The 18233-nt window shown below is 45.1% G+C and carries 15 protein-coding genes; 5 read left to right on the top strand and 10 right to left on the bottom strand.

Annotation, left to right across the window (positions count from 1 at the left end; translation table 11 throughout):
- Positions 1–221: 221 nt before the first annotated feature.
- Positions 222–1253 (bottom strand): aromatic acid exporter family protein, encoded by a 1032-nt coding sequence (locus ACH59B_RS09590; protein ID WP_031463284.1) that lies wholly within the window; start codon positions 1251–1253, stop codon positions 222–224.
- Positions 1254–1608: 355 nt separating this feature from the next.
- Here ACH59B_RS09590 and ACH59B_RS09585 point away from each other — a divergent pair, with 355 nt between their 5' ends.
- On the top strand, positions 1609–2778 hold the full coding sequence (locus ACH59B_RS09585) for a glycosyltransferase family 4 protein (RefSeq protein WP_404303629.1): 1170 nt from the start codon (positions 1609–1611) through the stop codon (positions 2776–2778).
- 33 nt (positions 2779–2811) lie between these two features.
- On the opposite strand, the gene ACH59B_RS09580 is transcribed toward ACH59B_RS09585, so the two are convergent.
- From ACH59B_RS09580 to ACH59B_RS09560, 5 genes are all read right to left on the bottom strand, one after another.
- Positions 2812–3444, bottom strand: a complete 633-nt coding sequence (locus tag ACH59B_RS09580; protein WP_404303628.1) for a DUF2238 domain-containing protein — start codon at positions 3442–3444, stop codon at positions 2812–2814.
- A gap of 26 nt (positions 3445–3470) precedes the next feature.
- On the bottom strand, positions 3471–3674 hold the full coding sequence (locus ACH59B_RS09575) for a YwbE family protein (protein ID WP_016819189.1): 204 nt from the start codon (positions 3672–3674) through the stop codon (positions 3471–3473).
- 69 nt (positions 3675–3743) lie between these two features.
- The gene (locus ACH59B_RS09570; RefSeq protein ID WP_404303627.1) at positions 3744–4484 is read right to left on the bottom strand and encodes a DUF1361 domain-containing protein; all 741 of its coding nucleotides are present in this window, start codon (positions 4482–4484) and stop codon (positions 3744–3746) included.
- Between the two features lie 215 nt (positions 4485–4699).
- Positions 4700–7252 carry a glycosyl hydrolase 2 galactose-binding domain-containing protein gene (locus ACH59B_RS09565; protein ID WP_404303626.1) on the bottom strand — a complete coding sequence of 851 codons (2553 nt, stop codon included), beginning with the start codon at positions 7250–7252 and terminating at the stop codon, positions 4700–4702.
- A 208-nt stretch (positions 7253–7460) separates the two neighbouring features.
- Positions 7461–8528, bottom strand: coding sequence for a LacI family DNA-binding transcriptional regulator (locus ACH59B_RS09560; RefSeq protein ID WP_016819186.1), 1068 nt, complete (start codon positions 8526–8528; stop codon positions 7461–7463).
- A 278-nt stretch (positions 8529–8806) separates the two neighbouring features.
- Here ACH59B_RS09560 and ACH59B_RS09555 point away from each other — a divergent pair, with 278 nt between their 5' ends.
- Entirely contained in the window at positions 8807–10498 is a 1692-nt protein-coding gene (locus tag ACH59B_RS09555; protein WP_031463280.1) for an ABC transporter substrate-binding protein, read from the top strand.
- A gap of 62 nt (positions 10499–10560) precedes the next feature.
- On the opposite strand, the gene ACH59B_RS09550 is transcribed toward ACH59B_RS09555, so the two are convergent.
- Genes ACH59B_RS09550 through ACH59B_RS09540 form a run of 3 tightly spaced genes read right to left on the bottom strand, consistent with a single transcriptional unit; the run spans position 10561 to position 12770 of the window.
- On the bottom strand, positions 10561–11784 hold the full coding sequence (locus tag ACH59B_RS09550) for an MFS transporter (protein WP_016819184.1): 1224 nt from the start codon (positions 11782–11784) through the stop codon (positions 10561–10563).
- A gap of 2 nt (positions 11785–11786) precedes the next feature.
- Entirely contained in the window at positions 11787–12347 is a 561-nt protein-coding gene (locus tag ACH59B_RS09545) for a GNAT family N-acetyltransferase (RefSeq protein ID WP_016819183.1), read from the bottom strand.
- Between the two features lie 60 nt (positions 12348–12407).
- On the bottom strand, positions 12408–12770 hold the full coding sequence (locus ACH59B_RS09540; protein ID WP_025364603.1) for a DUF2500 domain-containing protein: 363 nt from the start codon (positions 12768–12770) through the stop codon (positions 12408–12410).
- Between the two features lie 408 nt (positions 12771–13178).
- Between ACH59B_RS09540 and nrdI the strand changes: the two genes are divergently transcribed.
- From nrdI to nrdF, 3 genes are all read left to right on the top strand, one after another.
- Positions 13179–13538 (top strand): class Ib ribonucleoside-diphosphate reductase assembly flavoprotein NrdI, encoded by a 360-nt coding sequence (nrdI, locus tag ACH59B_RS09535; RefSeq protein ID WP_016819181.1) that lies wholly within the window; start codon positions 13179–13181, stop codon positions 13536–13538.
- Entirely contained in the window at positions 13525–15609 is a 2085-nt protein-coding gene (gene nrdE / locus ACH59B_RS09530; protein ID WP_017425799.1) for a class 1b ribonucleoside-diphosphate reductase subunit alpha, read from the top strand. Before nrdI ends, nrdE begins: the two co-directional genes overlap by 14 nt.
- A gap of 217 nt (positions 15610–15826) precedes the next feature.
- Entirely contained in the window at positions 15827–16792 is a 966-nt protein-coding gene (gene nrdF / locus ACH59B_RS09525; RefSeq protein ID WP_013370558.1) for a class 1b ribonucleoside-diphosphate reductase subunit beta, read from the top strand.
- A gap of 141 nt (positions 16793–16933) precedes the next feature.
- On the opposite strand, the gene ACH59B_RS09520 is transcribed toward nrdF, so the two are convergent.
- Positions 16934–18169, bottom strand: a complete 1236-nt coding sequence (locus ACH59B_RS09520) for an MFS transporter (RefSeq protein WP_107734291.1) — start codon at positions 18167–18169, stop codon at positions 16934–16936.
- Positions 18170–18233: the final 64 nt, after the last annotated feature.

The raw sequence follows: 18233 nt of genomic DNA, 5'->3' as shown, positions 1-18233 counted from the left end.
CAAGTAGTGTGTTAACAACTTATGCAATACGGTTTTACGATGTAAAACATAGCATCCTCTATTGTAGCAAGTTCAGTCCCTGTTCGCAACCAGTGGGCTTTTTTTGTGCTTTCTGGCAACCTTCCATTAGCCTGTTCCTACTTTATTAAATTCATTACATAAAAAAGCGACCGTCCATCTGATTGATGAATACGGTCGCCTTTTCTTTTTTCCGAAATCGCCTATCGGCTCTCTTCCACAGGATGAATATGGTCGGCCAGTCTGCTCAATCGCTCCAGTTGATGACCATAGTCGTACATCGTCGCAGCTACGATGGAAAGTCGTAGCATTCCCTCCTGACAATGGTCAAAACGTGTAATTGCATGCTTCATAAAATCACCGTTAGCCTGCTGAAACAATTCACTTTCATCCTCATTTGGTTTCAGTTTATTTTCGAATTTCAGCAGAGCGTGCTCGTGGAAACGAATCAGCCGCTCCAGATGATCGTCAAAAAACGCATCTGTTCCCTCTGGACGTAAAGATTGGAAGTAGTGCCTTTCCACCGCATCCAAGACCTCGTAACCTTTGTGCAAACTTTCGAGCATTTGTTTGTATACGACCATTTGTCTCGTCTGACTGAACTTGGTGCGCTTGAGCTTTTTCTGCTCCTCTTCGAACAAATGATATTTATCCGAGAGTGATTTAATAGCTCCCTCCAAATTTCCTTTTTCCTCTCTAAAGACAGACTCCTTAATCTCATCGGAAATGGCAGTTCGCAGCAGCAAGGACATGCTGTTAAATACATTTTGAATCTGATTGATAAACTGCCTTTTCGGTTTGGGAGGAAAAACGGTAATGTTGATGACAAAAGCAGACACAATCCCGATCAGAGTCAGCGCAAAGCGGGTTACCGCAAATTTCCAGTCCCCTGAAGCTTCCATGACAGAAACAACGGTCACAAGTGTCAATCCAACCGTATCAGCCATGTTTATTTTCAGACATATCATAAGTACCAATACACATACCAGTCCGACCGCAATCGGCTCATTCGAAAATACCATTCCGCCCAGCAACGCCATGATTGCACCTAATGTGCTTGTTTGGAGTTGATCCAGAAAATAACGCCACGACCTATATATCGACGGTTGCATGGCAAAAATAGCGGCTATCGCTGCCCCCACAGGCGAATGGGTGTTCAAAAGCGTGCTCAGAAAAAGGGCGAGCGTCACTGCGATTCCCGTTTTTAACACCCGTGCTCCAAAAGCCACAGCCATCCCTCCTGCTTACCCTTCAAATTTATTCATACCGAATTACTATAATGAAATTTCAAGACAAAGTCCATGTTTTATTATTACCCAAAACCATCGGAGATTAGGAATATTTATGAAATGTACAGCTCCTACTAGGATACATATCAACAGAATTAACCTATATGCATCAACCTCACAAGAGGAACTTATCGTGCCATGGATTAGTAAAATCTGAGAAGAGCGCCTGTCCGCAGGCCAACTTTTACAAAACCCAGCAAGCCCGTAAACAAAATCATGACACAATAAAAGCCGGAGCCTCCAAGCGGACTCCCCTGGAACATCATAGGATAAATGAGAATGGCGGAGGAGGAATGAAGGCATGCTTCGAGTCGCATTATTTACAGACACGTATACGCCTGATGTCAATGGCGCTGCTCTGACACTGGAACGATGGATTGGCTATTTGGAGACACATGGGGTATCTACGCTTGTCTTCGCACCGGAGGCAGATCATCATCTGTCCTCGGGGCCGGGCGTGGAGCGATTTCGAAGTATTCCCTTTTTATTGTACCGGGAATGCAGACTTGCGATCCCTAATGCCAAACAAATCAACGAGCGCCTGTCAGCCTTTTCCCCGCATCTAATTCATGTCGCTACTCCGTTTAACCTTGGCTTGTATGGAACAAGCTACGCTGCCAAACACCATATTCCACTCGTCGCCTCCTATCACACCCACTTTGATAAATACCTCGAATATTACAAGCTTCGCTGGCTTGAACCTGCATTATGGAAATACATGCTCTGGTTTCACAGACATTGTGAAAGGGTATATGTCCCCTCTCGGTCAACCATGGAATTGTTGCGCAATAAAGGAATGGGACAGCTCGAAATCTGGGGTAGAGGAATTGATACCGACCGCTTCCAGCCCACAGTGAATCGCGAAGCGATATGGGAAAAATGGGGCGTTCGTGCAGACGCATTTGTGATTTTATATGTGGGCAGACTTGCACCGGAAAAGGGGATAGACACGTTACTGGATTCCTATCTCCAGTTACCCGACGACGTCCGCGCAGCCTCAGTACTGGTCATTGCAGGAGATGGCCCATTGTTTAAGTACAAAACTGCAGCAGATATCGGGGTGCCAGAGCACACAGTTCACTGGCTTGGTTTTGTAAAAGGAGCGGAATTAGCTGAACTCTACGCTGCAGCCGATGTATTCCTCTTTCCCTCCACTACAGAAACCTTCGGTAACGTCGTGTTGGAGGCTATGGCCAGTGGCACACCCGTGATTGGGGCAAATGAAGGCGGGGTCAAAGACAATATAATCGATGGGGAAACAGGGCTACTGTGTCCAGCTGGGGACGCGGCTGCCTTTGCCAAAGCTGTACTCCTGTTGTACGAGGATGCCCCACTTCGCGACTTTCTGTCCAGAACCGGTAGAGCATACAGTCTGGAGCAGACATGGGACCGTATTTTTGAGCGGCTGCTGGACAGCTACATGGATGCAGCGACCCTACATCTCGACAGTTACCCTGTGACGCGAATATAACCCTCAAAAATATTGGACTTTCCAGAAACCCTGCTACACCTTTAGCTGCTTGAGCAGCTTGTTATGTACCCCGCTTAACAAAATCACCGCTGTCAGGGCACCGATGAACGCAAGAAGCATATCCCATTGAGTATCCCATATATCTCCCTGTGTTCCCAAAAAGGCCTCTGCCGCTGTACCGGTTGCCTTGGCAACGGCAAACTCAATCAATTCGTACACAGCACTGATCGCAAGACATACACTAACCGTTAGAAAAGTGAGCCAGCTCCCGCTTCCCAAAGCCGTCTTACGTAGCAGCACTTCCCTGACAATGAGTGCAGGCACAAAACCTTGCGCAAAATGCCCAAGTCGATCATAATAATTGCGCTCCAGCCCAAACGTATCCCGAATCCAGTTGAATAGCGGCATTTCAGCATAGGTATAGTGCCCGCCGACAATCAGGATCAATGCATGTAGCCAGATGAGGGTGTATACCAGATTGGTAAACTGAAATCGACGGTAAATAGCAGCCAGCAGTACAGCTCCCAAAACAGCTGGGAGAACTTCCAGTACCCATGTAAAATAATCCGCCGGACGAACCAAGGACCAAATGAGAGCAAGCACCAGAAGTACAAGTAAAACAAGCGGGTAACGATCATTTTTAGACCATGCCGTTGCCTGATTCATACATCATCCCTCCTAAGCCTACAGCTCTATCCTTCTTTCATTACAATATGTTTGACACGTCCAACCTGCCCGTCTGCCAAACGTACTTTGATTCCATGCGGATGACGCGGGGAATTGGTCAAAATATCCTTCACCGTTCCTCGCGTCAGCTTACCCGTGGGCTGATCCTTTTTAAGCACAATATCCACCTGAAGACCAGCGCGGATATCAGATCGGTTCTGTCCGTTCATTGTAGCTATTCCTCCTTTGCCTTTACATTTTATCTTATGATGATAATTAGCCACTCAGCCCCATCGTAATCACCAGCGATGCCATTCGTCCCGGCGGCTGTTCCCCATCCAGACCACGCACATCGTGGATACATAGCTAACGAGCATAATCACGAATACCATCCCGCTAAACTCCACGAAATGCGTGCGTTGCAAAGAGTCTGCCCATATGGAAGATATTTGTGTGTACAACTGGGACGGCGCAGACACAATATCCCATGTGTTTCCTCGAAAGAAACGACCAATATAAATCCCCAGGCTACTTAGCAGGAGTACCGCCAGCATAAACAACCAGCTGACAAGCCCGCCTCGAGCACGCTGCACCAACTGTCGTACGGATTCAAGCGATACAACCCCCATGGTGAGGCCAAGCACAGCTACCAGCAGCATCCCTAATACATGATTCCAAAAGTACGGATTGCCCCAAAAACGCTGCTCCCCGAGAAATGGATATCTGGCGAATACATGCAGCAAATCTGTAATCAAATAGGGTATATTGGGATAAAAGAAAAGCCAGCCAGCCCCTATGATCCAGAGCATAAATGTCCTCGTTCCCCGTCTCCACGAGCAATAGATGACATCTAGCAAAAGCGTCAGCAGCATAGGAATCCAGGCCAGCATCATATTCCACCAAATAAAAAAATAAGGGCGGCCCCCTGAGGGCAATCGCACGTTAATGATCCACAATGTACTGATTACGGAGCATAAGGCCAGTGCGATAAAAATATAAAGTTTGACTGGATAATTTAACGATCTTAAACGGTCATACATATGTTACTTTCCCTCCTTGTAACCGTCCATCCTTCCTGACGTTCCAATTTACACCTGTTCTGGACAGTGTACACCACAATGGCTTCAAGCTCAATGGAAGCGCTCCACTCTGCATAAAATGAAGATAAAAAAACATCTGTTCTCCCGAAGTTGACCTCATGTCCCCGGGAGACAGATGCTTACTGTATTCAAGGCGGATAAGCTTTTACCGTCCTCTACCCTTGTATCCAATTGACCAATGATTGTACCGTCAATGCACCTGGCGCAGCTGCCTCAAATGCGGAGGCACCGTTACGCAAGGTCAGAAATTCCACCGTTTTGGGAATACCGGGAGCCAGATCCAGGTGGTTGTCACTGAAAATCCCCTCCTGTTCTGCGGTCAACCACACATGTCTAGCAAGTGTATCCGAACAGAGCATGAACCTACTGCCCCCACTTCCCTGTATCTCTGTCACTTCAATTTTCGCCAGAGGTAAATCCATCTCTTTCGTGCCTGCAAAATAAATTTCGCTGGAGGCCACCTGTTCACCGTTTTGTATCAGACGTGCGACCAGCATATGCTCCGTACGATCCAGGCCATTCAGCCATTGGTCGGTAGGCAGTATATGTACGATCCCTGCGCCGCCCGCTGGCTGTTCTACCTTAACGTTCTCATCACGAATAGCCTGACTGCCACGGATATGCAAAAGCGTCAGCCGCAGCGTACCTGCTATCGGCTCTAGCGTATCGTTAACCAGATGCAGTTCTTTACTCCCCTGTTCCGTATCTACTGCACTCAAGAGCACATCGGCAAAGCTGCGTTTAGCTGTATATTGAAGCGCCTTCCAACGACCAAAATAGTCCATACTCGACCAAGAGGCAACGGGCCAGCAGTCATTCATCTGCCAGTATAATGTCCCCATGCAATAGGGCTTGTGACGACGATGGGCCTCTACAGCCATTTTCATCGCCTCTGCCTGTAAAACTTGGCTCATGAGAAGAAAACATGTAAAATCCTTGGGCTGTCGCATGTACCGTCCCATGTATTCTTGAATCAACCGATTGCCTGAACCGTTTTTTTGATGTGCCAGCATCACCGCAGATTCCAGTTCCAAATCCTTCTCTTCCGCATACGTGCGAACAGACTTGTATTCAGGAAAGGACTGAAAACCATACTCACTCATAAAACGGCCCACATGTATGTGATAATTCTCAAACGGCTCAGACGCATGCCATACTCCCCAATAATGAATGTCTCCTGCTGTTGAGGACGGATGAGCATGCTGGTTTCGATCTCCGGTCAGGTCAATTAGCGGTGAGGAGGGCCAATATGCCGTCTGCGGAGCCCAGGTATTTACCGCCTCCGGTAAAATCCGGTGAAAGAGCGTCTCATAATCATCCCATAGGCGTTCCCGTTGCTCAGGCGTGTAGGCCTTTTTCCAGCCCCAGCCTGCATTTTCTTCATAATGGGCCCATGCAGAATCAATCTCATTATTGCCACACCATAGCGCAATGCAAGGATGATGGCGCAATCGCTTGATGTTATCTTCGGCTTCCTGGGCTACATTGTCCAAAAAAGCCTGATCCCCCGGATACATGCTGCATGCGAACATAAAATCTTGCCACACGAGCAAGCCGTATTCATCACACAAGTCATAAAATACGTCTTGTTCATAAATACCGCCCCCCCACACCCGCAACATATTCATATTGGAGGCGGCTGCACTGGCAATTTCATGCCGATATCGTTCCAACGTAACTTCGGCAGCAAAGCTGTCATTCGGAATATGATTGGCTCCTTTAGCAAACACGGGGATTCCATTCAGTTCAAAATAGAAGCTTTCGCCTGCCGTATCCCGCTCACGTATAAGACGGATCGATCGCAGTCCCGTTTTCACTGATTTTTCCGCAATCACCGCTTCCTGTGCTTGCTCCTTCAATTCGGCTACAAACGTATACTGATGCGGCTCTCCCAGTCCACGACACCACCACAGCTTCGGCTCCTTTATCACCAGCCCCAGCTCCACTGTTTGCTTTCCCTTCCGCAGGCGAACCGGTTTGGACCATACCCCGCCGTCAACAGAAATACACAACTCGACATCTCTAATCTCATCTGCATTTTCAATCTCTACAACTGCCGTGAGTTCAGCCCTCTCCGTACTCACTTCATCCTGTCGAATAAACAGGTCTCTCATAGTCAGACCAGACCAAGCTTCAAGCCGAACCTCTCTCCAGATCCCGCTCGTCACCAGCCTTGGTCCCCAATCCCAGCCATAGTGATAGGGAGCCTTACGAGCGAAAACGCTTACTTTTTTATCGGACAAGCCACCTATCTCGGACTGATCATTCGGTGCGGGAAGTCCATAGCCCAACCTTTCCAGCTTAGGCACATCTTCCGTAATCGGAGAGCGAAAATGGATTTCTAGCCGATTTTTCCCTTGCTGAACAAATGCCTTCACATCCTGTCTCCATACCCGAAACATATTATTGGCCGATAAGACAGCTTGACCATTTACTCTTACATCTGCGTATGTGTCCAGGCCTTCCAACACCAGCTCTACACATTGACATTGAAGCTGATTTGCATCTATCTCAAAATAGGCTTCGTATATCCAATCCTGCTTATCAACCCACTGTACCTCTATCTCGTTCATACCGATAAAAGGGTCAGGAATTTTACCATGTTGCAAAAGATCGGTATGCACACAACCCGGCACTTTCGCACTGAGCCACTCATCAGTTTGTGCTTCCCTAAACCTCCAGCCATCCAATCCTATTACATTAATCATCGTCGCAAGCCTCCCTATAAGGATGATTGGGAACATCTGGATCACTCATTAACATAACAAAAATAACATTAAGCTAACAAGTTAGTCAATTGTTTTTTTGGAACAACCGGTAAAACACAAAATAAAAGTCGCCCTCTACCCCTAAACAGGCTAAAAGCGACTTCCCTCGTCTTCACTGCGGATCGAATTCATCCCACATATCCGCACATCAACTATATTTAATTGTGCTAAAGGAACGATCACGATCATCATTTTCCCGGCTGATCCGTGGCGCGTGAACTTCCCGTATGAGTAGATCAGCGTGCAGCAGCTTTTTTTCCACAGGCGAGCTTGGATTCATGATGCGCCATAATAACTGGTCCACCGCTCGCATCCCCAACAGTTCCTTATCCACTCTCACCGTGGCATAAATCGGCATTTGATCATTCGTATCGTCAAACCCGGTCACCCCGCACCGCCTCGGAACGTCAATCCCCTTTCCTTTCAGCACTTCCACGACTTGCGAAGCAGTCACGTCATTAGCGCAAACAAAAACCTCTGGCAGCTCATCCTCGGGCAACTTGTCCATTTCCTCGGCAAGTGCCTGCGCTCCCCCATAAATAAGGGCTTTGTTCTGCCGTAATTCTACTCCGCTCATTTCCAGTGCGGACCGAAAAGCTTCCCAACGTTCATAGAAACTGTGAGCGTCGTCAATATGACCCACAAACTGAAAGTGGGCATAACCCCTACACAGCAAATCCTTCATTAATTCATTCATGCATGTGCGATTATCCGTAAACACCGCATCACTTAAAAATGCAGAGTCCCAATGATCCACCATGACGACTGGAATACCCATTCGATAAATGTTCAGCAACAACGTAGTTGAAATTGTTCCTACTGTGATTATCCCTTTAATGGCCTCCGGGTTCAGCAAAGAAAACATATCATCAGTTGAAGGCTCCGTTAACGTGATCATATCCAATCCCTTGCGGTTCAGACGCTCGGAAATCCCTTCAAATACAGGTCCCCAGTACCTGGACTCCCGATTCTGGTGTCGAATATTCGGAAATAACACCAGCACGGTACCCGACCATTCTCTGGCATCTGTGTCCCGAGGCTCTACCCCGGTCATTTTGGGATGACTGCGAAAATAACCCATCTGGGCAGCAAGCTTAACCAGCAGCGCCCTCGTCTCTTCACTTACACCGGGTTTGCCTGACAGTGCACGTGAAACAGCGAACTTTGAAACACCCGCCGCATCCGCAATTTCCTGCAATGTTACTTTTCCACGCATCTCCTCACCCAACCCTATTCGAAATCTTTTTCTACCTTAGTCTTCTAAATATACAGGTATGCCTATAAACTGGTACCATCGTAGCATACTTTGTTTTAGATCATCAAACGATGAATTTGCACAAATCCACACCTTTCATTAAATATGTTTGCTTAATAAAAAACAAAACACATAACAAATAAACATAAATAACTTGACGTAAGGTTCTTTATTTCCTACAATTTACTAATGAAAGCACTTACATTGTGTAAATCATACTTATTAAGGGGGATTTGCAGATGTTCACGAACAGGTCGGTACAACAATGCTCCATCCTGCTTCTGGCTTTGCTGCTGCTCGTTACAACGGGCTGCGCGAATAGCAAAGGCGGTACGGCAGAAAAGGAAGACCCCGATGACACCAGTCCCATTACATTAACGTTCTTTGGCGGTGACTCAAGCTCCAACTGGAATAACATGAAGGACGCTGTCGGGCAGGAAATTATCAAGAAAACGGGTGTTACACTAAATGCCGAACATGCTGTTAACGGTCGAGGTGAGGAAAAGTTTGCCTTAATGGCTGCTAGCGGAGAGTACCCTGATCTCGTGTACCCCAAAGGAGACATTGGAAAGCTGGTCGATGCCGGAGCACTCATTGACTTAACCGACCTGATTGATAAATACGGTCCTAACATTAAGAAAGTGTATGGAGATTATTTTAATCGTATTAAATACAGTAGTGAAGATCCCGCCATTTACACCATCCCAACCAATTTGGGCGTAGATCACATCGCGTTTGATGCACAAGCAGGCTTCGAAATCCAGCATCAAGCCCTTAAGAAACTCGGATACCCCAAAATTCGCACCGTTCAAGATTTTGAAAAAGCACTTAAAGATTATGTCGCCAAATACCCTACTACCAATGGCCAGCCTACCATCCCTTTATCACTCGATGCCGAGGACTGGAAAATGCAGATTACTGTGACAAACCCGGCAGTTACAGCTACAGGTGGACCAGACGATGGAGAATATTATATTGATCCTAAAACACACAAAGCCATTCTTCACTACAAACGCCCGGAGGAGCGAGAGTATTTTCGTTGGTTAAACCATATGTACAATGAAGGTCTGTTGGATAGGGATACTTTTGTACAAAAAAGTGATCAATACAAATCCAAAATCGCCGCAGGTCGTGTCATCGGACTGATTGATCAGGAATGGAACTACCAGGATGCCGAAAATGCGCTCAAGGCAGCAGGTAAGGATGAATACACCTATTCCCACTTTCCGGTCACTTTAAATGAGCAATACGAGGATCATTCCCTCCAGCCCATTGGTTTCGATACTGCGTCTGGGATTGGCATTACAACTTCATGCAAAAATCCGGTGCGAGCGATCAAGTTTCTGGACTTCCTGGCCTCCGATGAAGGGCAAATTTTACGTAATTGGGGAATCGAAGGCCAGCATTACAATGTAGAGAACGGCAAACGAGTCATTCCTGCAGCTGTGCAAGAACGCAAAAACAAAGATAACGCTTCTTTTAGCAGAGAATCAGGTATCGGTTTGTATTGGATATGGGGACCACATTACGGCGATAGCGTGAAGGACCCTACTGGCAACTATTACACAACCAATTATCCGGAGATGATTACCGAAAATTATAGCCAAGCGGAAAAAGAATCCCTTCAGGCATATAAAGCTCGGACATGGAAAGACCTGTTCCCGAACGAAAAGGATTTTCCGGTAAAAGAGTGGGGTGCTGCCTACAACATGCCTGTTCCGACCAATACAAATTACAATGTTATTTATCAGAAGTCGCAGGACATTGTACGCAAACGGATTCCTGAGGCTGTACTCGCCAAGCCAGATCAATTCGATGCCGTGTATGACCGCATGCTCCAAGAGCTGGATCAGGCGGGTGTACCAAAGGCTGAAGAAATCTTCACTGGCCTGATTCAAAATCGTCTGAAGCTATGGTATGGGGAGAAGTAGAGATTGATTGCTACTAAAGTATATAAGGGCTGACAGTCAAGACCTGTCAGCCCCTTTTTACACTAAACATTCTGTTTTGTTACTTTTTCTTTCCAGCTATTATTTTTCCTGGACACCCGGTGGACATAAAGCAACAAAAAGATTGGAATCAATGCAATCCCGCCACACAGCACCCAAGATATCTGAATAGGTGTTTGATCTGAAGCAAGATTGGTAAAATTACGGCTTACGACTCCTGTCACGATTAAACCTATGCACATACCTAGTTGGGAAATGGCAGAATCCAGAGATAGCAGTGTTGAACGATACGCATTAGAGATTCTTTTGTTTAGAAAAATTTGTTTGGCAACCGGGTACATCCCTCGCCCAATTTCATAGATTAAAAAGGTAAGCAGTACAGGATAAAACGTGTTGAAAGCACCGGCTAAAATGAGCCATATCCCAATCATCCCGCAAGCATACATGAGTATATGTACATCACTATAACGTGCGCCTAGCTTTCGAACCAAATAGCTTCCCAAAGTCATACATAGTGAATAACCCGCCTTGATCAATCCCATAATCCAAATTCCTTGTTCAGAAAGACCGACCAGACGTGGCTGTTGAAATGTATTCCCCGCCGAATTCGAAAAGCTAATAAATAAACCAATAACAAACACAATCCAGATCGACTTATTTTCAAAACCGATACGGACACTTTCCCCGATAATCGTTGTAATGCGAGTAGCAGATGTTTCTCGATGGGTAATATTCTTCTCTTTCATATAAAAGCAGCATAGAATAATACATAAGATAATAGAGACAATGCTGGCTGCCCAGGGAAGTGAATAGTTAAATGTTGCAAGGAAGGCCCCCAACAGACCACAAATAAATCCCGAAATGTACTGTATACTGTTTGAGGTTGTAAAAAGAACTTCCATGGGCTTATCACTGTTTTCCACAACCCAGGATTCCAACGAGCCTGATTGCAAGCATATTGACAGCCCCCCAAAAACTTGTGCGAACACAAGCAGCCACATGCGATCTGTCCAAACGAACAATACACTGTAGACTAGAAAACAACAAAGCCCCAAAACAACAGAAATTTTTCTTCCATATTTGTCTGCAATAGCTCCAGTTGGTATTTCAAACAGAAAAATACTTACAAAGAATACAACCAGCAAGAAGTTCGCACTTTGCAGAGAAAGTCCTTTAGCTAACAGAAATAAGATGAGCGTAGTTCCCGTGATTTCACTCATAAAAAATTGAAGAAAGCTGACGGAGTAAAATAGCTTATGTGGCCTCACTTTCAGGGCTCCTTCGCTTGCTCTACAGCCTCATATTCATTTCGCAACATCCCCATCTGAATGATGTCATAGTACTGTCCTTCCCTGAATAGCTTTTCTCGTAGTCGGCCTTCCTCCTTAAAGCCACATGCCAGATAGCAACGATATGCACGTTCATTGAACGCATAGACCTCCAGCTCCAGCCGATGCAGATTCAGTGAATGAAATGCAAATTTTTGTATCAATCGTATCGCTTCCCGCCCATATCCTTTGCCCAGATCACCGTCGCGCCCGATTACAATACCAAGGGTGGCGTGCCGATTTACCCAGTTGATTTTGAATAAATCGAGTTGTCCAATATAGTCCAGTGTATCTTTATGTGCAATGACAAAGCCCTTGATCTCAGAGTTGCCGTCAATCATCATCTGTACAAAAGATTCACTATTAGCCTGTGAATGCGGATAGATAAATACGTCGCTTAATCCATGTGTGATTGCCGAGTCATTAACCCATCTTCGGATATCAGGTATATCCTCCTGACGGTACTCTCTTAATACAATTCGTGCTCCAATGATATGTGGCATCGTCAGCTTCCTCCCTATTATGTATTGGTTCTGGTAATACTCTATCACCCTGTCCCCCTTTTACGCTCCCATTAATCTCACAAACTCCAGGAAACGTGTACCTTTATAATGAACCTCCCCGCGATCCCCGATTACAATCATTCCGAAGTCCGTATCCTTCACCTCCAGCTCCTTACGCTCCCCCCTGTCAAATTCAAAGGTGATATAGTAATCGGTCGAAGCTGAAAAATTGCCTGATCCCCCACGCACTCTCGTTCGCTTATCCACAACCTTGCAAGAACGTTGGACCTGTTCGGCTGCTTGATTGGAAAGACCTGCACTTATCGATTTGACAATTCCCATAATGATTACAAAAGCAATGAGTCCAAACACGACAAAAAAGATAATACTAAACGGTTGAAATGCCATAAAACCACTTCCCATTTGCCTCATCCTTTCTACAGTAAAATGTAAATTTTCCATTCTATTGCCCATTGACAAATCGTACATCCTCAGCTTAAAAAACTCCAATACTTTTTTAACATACTTACGAAAAAAAAGTTCTTTCGCTCTTTTCCGCACCCTGCTTGGACTTACACCCGATCTGGGTCCTCTGAGCCTCTCTAGACCGATTGACAAAACTATATATAGATATAAAATAGAAAGTGTACTCTAAATATAGTGTAAAAAACGTATTTATGCCCGATATCTTGAAGATAAAGGTATGAAAATACATGTAAATATAGAGTCAAAAATCTTAAATGGCGCAGCCAGCAAGGGATTACAGCTATGATGGGTCTCTTGGCAATGCCGTTTTCTTTTTTTCGTTAATTGTTAAGGAGGTTGCACACCATGCTGATTGCTTATGATTCCAAGACCGGCAATGTAAAAAGATTTATAAACAAGCTCAAGCTTCCGGCGGTTCAGATTGAGGAGCAAATGACTATAGAAGAACCTTACGTACTCATTACATATACAACCGGGTTTGGGCAGATACCTGAGAGGGTATCTTCATTTTTGAAAAAAAATGCACAAAACCTTGTTGGTGTAGCTGCAAGCGGCAACCGTAACTGGGGTGAGAAATTTGCCAAAAGTGCGGATTTGATTGCCGACCATTATAATGTCCCCGTGATTAGCAAATTTGAATTATCTGGAACGTTCGGAGATGTGGAGCGTTTTAAACAGGAGGTGAGCCGAGTTGCGGCATATTGAATTGAACAACATGTTGATGAAACGCGATACAGACGGCTTTTTCCAATTGGAAAAGGACCAAGAGGCTGTAGCAGAATTTATGAAGGAAGTTCAAGAACGAAGTTTGAAGTTTGCTGACACAGCTGCTCAAGTGCTGTATATGATTGAGAATGATTATTACGAAAATTTCTATAACAGCTATACAGCTGATGAAATTAATGATATTTTCCATATCACTCATAGCTATAATTTTAAATTCCCTTCCTATATGGCAGCATCCAAGTTTTATACTGATTATGCAATGAAGAGTAACGACCGTAAAGTCTATCTGGAACACTACCCTGACCGGGTGGCTGCTGTCGCCCTGCATTTGGGACGCGGCAACGCCGATACGGCGCGCCTGTTGTCCCGCTCGATGATGGAGCAACGTCTTCAGCCAGCTACACCAACCTTCCTGAACGCTGGCAAAAGCCGCCGTGGGGAATTGGTGTCCTGCTTCTTGCTCGAAATGGATGACTCTCTGAACTCAATCAACTATGTATTGAACACTTGCATGCAATTGTCCAAAATTGGCGGCGGTGTTGCGGTTAACCTGTCGAAGCTGCGGTCACGCGGCGAGGCGATTAAAGGTGTTGAAGGCGCAGCAAAAGGCATTATGCCTGTGCTGAAGCTGATGGAAGATGGTTTCTCCTACGCAGATCAAATGGGTCAACGTAAAGGCTCTGGCGCTGCCTATTACAACATTTTCGGATGGGACGTGCTGGAGTTCCTGGATAGTAAAAAAATCAATGCTGATGAAAGAGTACGTCTCAAGACACTTTCGATCGGATTGCTGGTGCCAAACCGCTTTTACAAGCTGGCACAGGATAATGAACCGCTGCATGTATTTGCACCTTATAGTGTGTTCAAGGCTTACGGAACGCATTTGGACGACATGGATCTGGATGAAATGTACGATACGCTGCTCGCTGACGATCGAGTGAAGAAAAAAATAGCGATGAGCGCACGTGATATGCTGACGAAAATTGCCATGATTCAGTTGGAGTCTGGCTATCCATATATTATGAACAAAAGTAACGCAAATCAGGCGCATGCTCTTAAAAACGTGGGCCAAGTCAAGATGTCGAACCTATGTACGGAAATCTTCCAGTTGCAGGAAACTTCCGAGATTACAGATTATGGACAACAGGATATCATTCGCCGGGATGTAAGCTGTAACCTGGCTTCCCTGAACATTGTAAATGTGATGGAACACGGCAAAATCCGTGAGTCCGTTCATGAGGGTATGATTGCTCTTACCTCGGTCAGCGATATGACCCAAGTAGCTAATGCCCCAGGTGTTGCAAAAGCGAACCGTGAAATGCATTCCGTTGGTCTGGGTGTAATGAATCTGCACGGCTACCTTGCCAAGAACAAAATTGCATATGAAAGCAATGAAGCGAAGGATTTTGTCCGTACCTTCTTCATGACGATGAACTATCATTCCATCGAAAAGAGTATGGAAATCGCAAAAGCAGCCGGACAAAGCTTCTATGGATTTGAGGAATCAGATTATGCGACAGGTCTATATTTTGACCGATATCTGAACACGGATTATCGTCCAACAACGGCACGTGTGCAAGAACTGTTCAAGGACATTTATATTCCAACTCAAGCGGATTGGGATAAACTAAAAGCAGACGTCAAGAAGAACGGTCTGTATCACGCTTATCGTATGGCGATTGCTCCTACTGCCAGCATTTCGTACATTCAAAATGCAACGTCCAGCGTTATGCCAATTGTTGAGCAAATCGAGACTCGTACCTATGCGAATTCGACGACTTACTATCCGATGCCGTATTTGCAAAAGGATAATGTATTCTTTTACAAATCCGCTTATCAAATGGACCAATTCAAAGTGCTTGATCTGATTGCCGAAATCCAGCCTCACGTGGACCAAGGAATTTCGACTGTACTTCATGTGAACAGTGACGTGACTACGCGTCAGTTAGCACGTTGCTATCTGTATGCCGCACATAAAGGACTTAAATCGTTATACTACACACGTACCAAAAAACTGTCTGTGGAAGAGTGCCTCACTTGTTCCATCTAATGCATATATGGTAACAAGCTATAAAATAAAATTAGATTTTGAATAGATATGAATGCTTGGCATTAGAAGCTGTATCCAGCGCGTGGTTCAGACCTTTACAGGATTGGACAAAGCCCTCACGGATACAGCTTCCGTATGTCAAGCAGACGATGACTCTCCGGTAACATCTTACGTGTGTTTCTAGGGAATCTCGCAAGCTGAAGGGAGAATGCTAACAATGACAGGTATACAAGCCGTAAACTGGAACCGCTCGGACGATGATTTCACACTGATGTTCTGGAATCAGAATATTATGCAATTTTGGACGGATGATGAAATTCCGCTGTCTGATGATAAAATGTCCTGGGTAACCCTCAGTGATATCGAAAAAGAAGCCTACATGAAGGTGCTGGGCGGCTTGACTCTGCTAGACACCATTCAAGGCGGTGTGGGGATGCCGCAAATTATGGAGCATGTAGACGGACTGCAACGCAAAGCGGTATTAAGCTTTATGGCGATGATGGAGCAAATTCATGCCAAGTCGTACAGTAGCATCTTTACCACCCTGGCTTCCACGGAAGAAATTGACGGTGTATTCCGCTGGGTTGAAGAAAATCCCCATCTCCAAACCAAAGCAGAAACCATTCGTCAGTATTATATGAACATCCATACACCGAAAGACCTGTATCTCGCAATGGCTGCGTCGGTGCTGTTAGAAAGCTATTTGTTTTATAGCGGATTCTTCTACCCTCTCTATCTGGCAGGTCAAGGCAAGCTGACATGCAGCGGGGAAATTATCGACCTGATCCTGCGTGACGAAAGTATTCACGGTGTCTATGTAGGTGTACTGGCACAGGAGATTTATGCAGAACTGGACGAGGAAGAACAACGTGACCTCTACCAGACGCTGGTAGGCTTGCTGCGCTACTTGCACAATAACGAAGAACAATATACCGAGCAAATTTATGCCCCTATTGGACTTGTAGACGATGTTAAAGTCTTCTTGCGCTACAACGCCAACAAGGCCATGATGAACCTGGGCTTTGACCCACTTTTTGAAGAAGAAGAAGTCAATCCCATTGTATTCAACGGCATCAGTACCCATACCAAGCAGCACGATTTCTTTTCTAAAAAAGGAAACGGCTATGTACGGGCAATGAATGTAGAGCCGCTGACAGATGATGATTTTAACTTTGGCGTTTAAGTACACATACGTAAAATTAATTTAGCAAGGCGATACTGTAAACAAATAGGGTTTCAGAACTTGTTCCTAAGTTCTGAAACCCTATTATTTTCTTAAAACTACCTGCTATGCAGGTGATTACGGAAAGCTTCGAGCGGTAGTTTACATATTCACATCCGTTCTCTTATATAAAACGGGTATTGCCACTGCTATAAGAATCATCCCCATAAAAGCGGGTGTGGCATGACCAAGTGATACATAGATTTGGCCTCCAATGATAGGCCCAATCATTCTTGCCAAAGCCTGAATAGATTGACTACCGCCTTGAATCCTTCCTTGTTCACTAGAATCGACAGACTTGGAGAGCATCCCATTAAATGAGGGCCCAAAGATCGAATCACCAAAACCAAATATAAACATTCCGGCGATAATAAGAGGATAGAATGAGAACAAAGCAGATAGCGCAATAAGACTGTAGCCTATAATCTCGGAGAACATTCCAAGAATGGCTATCTGTTTATCACTAAGTTTTTTTAAAAGCTTTGGCATGATGAAACCTTGTGAAATGATGTCTTGGAAACCCATAATTGAAAACATAAGTCCGATTAGTGCAGGCTTCCAACTGAAGGTATCCATTGTAAATTGAGAGAAAACTGCCTGTAAAGATCCGTTGGGTATCCAAAGTAAGAACGCTGAGACAAGTAGCCTTTTCACGTTTTTCATGGAAAGTACGTTTGCAAGCTGTGTAAATGGATTCAGTCTTACAAAGGTAATCTCTTTCAGTCTATGTTTCTTGTCAAGGCTCTCAGGCATAAAAAAGAATCCATAAACAACATTCAATAAAGTGATTATTGCTCCAAAATACATAGGTACAGAATAACCAAACTTGGAAAGTAATCCACCTAGAGTTGGACCAATGACAGTGCCGATACCTACAACTGCACTCAACCATCCAAAGTATTTAGTTCTCTGTTCTGGAGGAATGATGTCTGCAAAATAGGCGAAGATCGTGCTTATGCTCCCACCTGTTATACCTTCTATGATACGCCCAGCAAATAGTACCCATACAGCTCCTCCTATACCAAAAACTAAGTACCCGATTGCGGAACCCAAAAGGCAGACTAAAAGCAAGGGTCGACGGCCATATTTGTCGCTCAAAGCTCCAAGTACGGGAGCCGCAAAAAACACGCAGAATGCATAAACAGAGGTCAGCAGCGTAACAACTATAGCTTGTTCTCCCGGATTGCTTGTATAAGGCTGCACTAAGAATGGGACGACAGGTATTATAATACTGAAGCTTATTCCGCAAAGAAACACAGAGATAAGGCCGAATATTAAAGCGTGTTTATCTACGGTTTGTTCTGTGGTCTGTTTATGGTGTGATCTAAATTTGAACACTTAAATTCTCCCCTCAAAAGTTGCGATTTTACTTCCTAGGAAACAAAATTATCGTATCACATTT

The organism is Paenibacillus sp. DP01, assembly GCF_044784315.1.
GTDB lineage: Bacteria > Bacillota > Bacilli > Paenibacillales > Paenibacillaceae > Paenibacillus > Paenibacillus polymyxa.
Note: the sequence above shows the minus strand (reverse complement) of the source record. Positions and strands in the feature narration are given on the sequence as shown.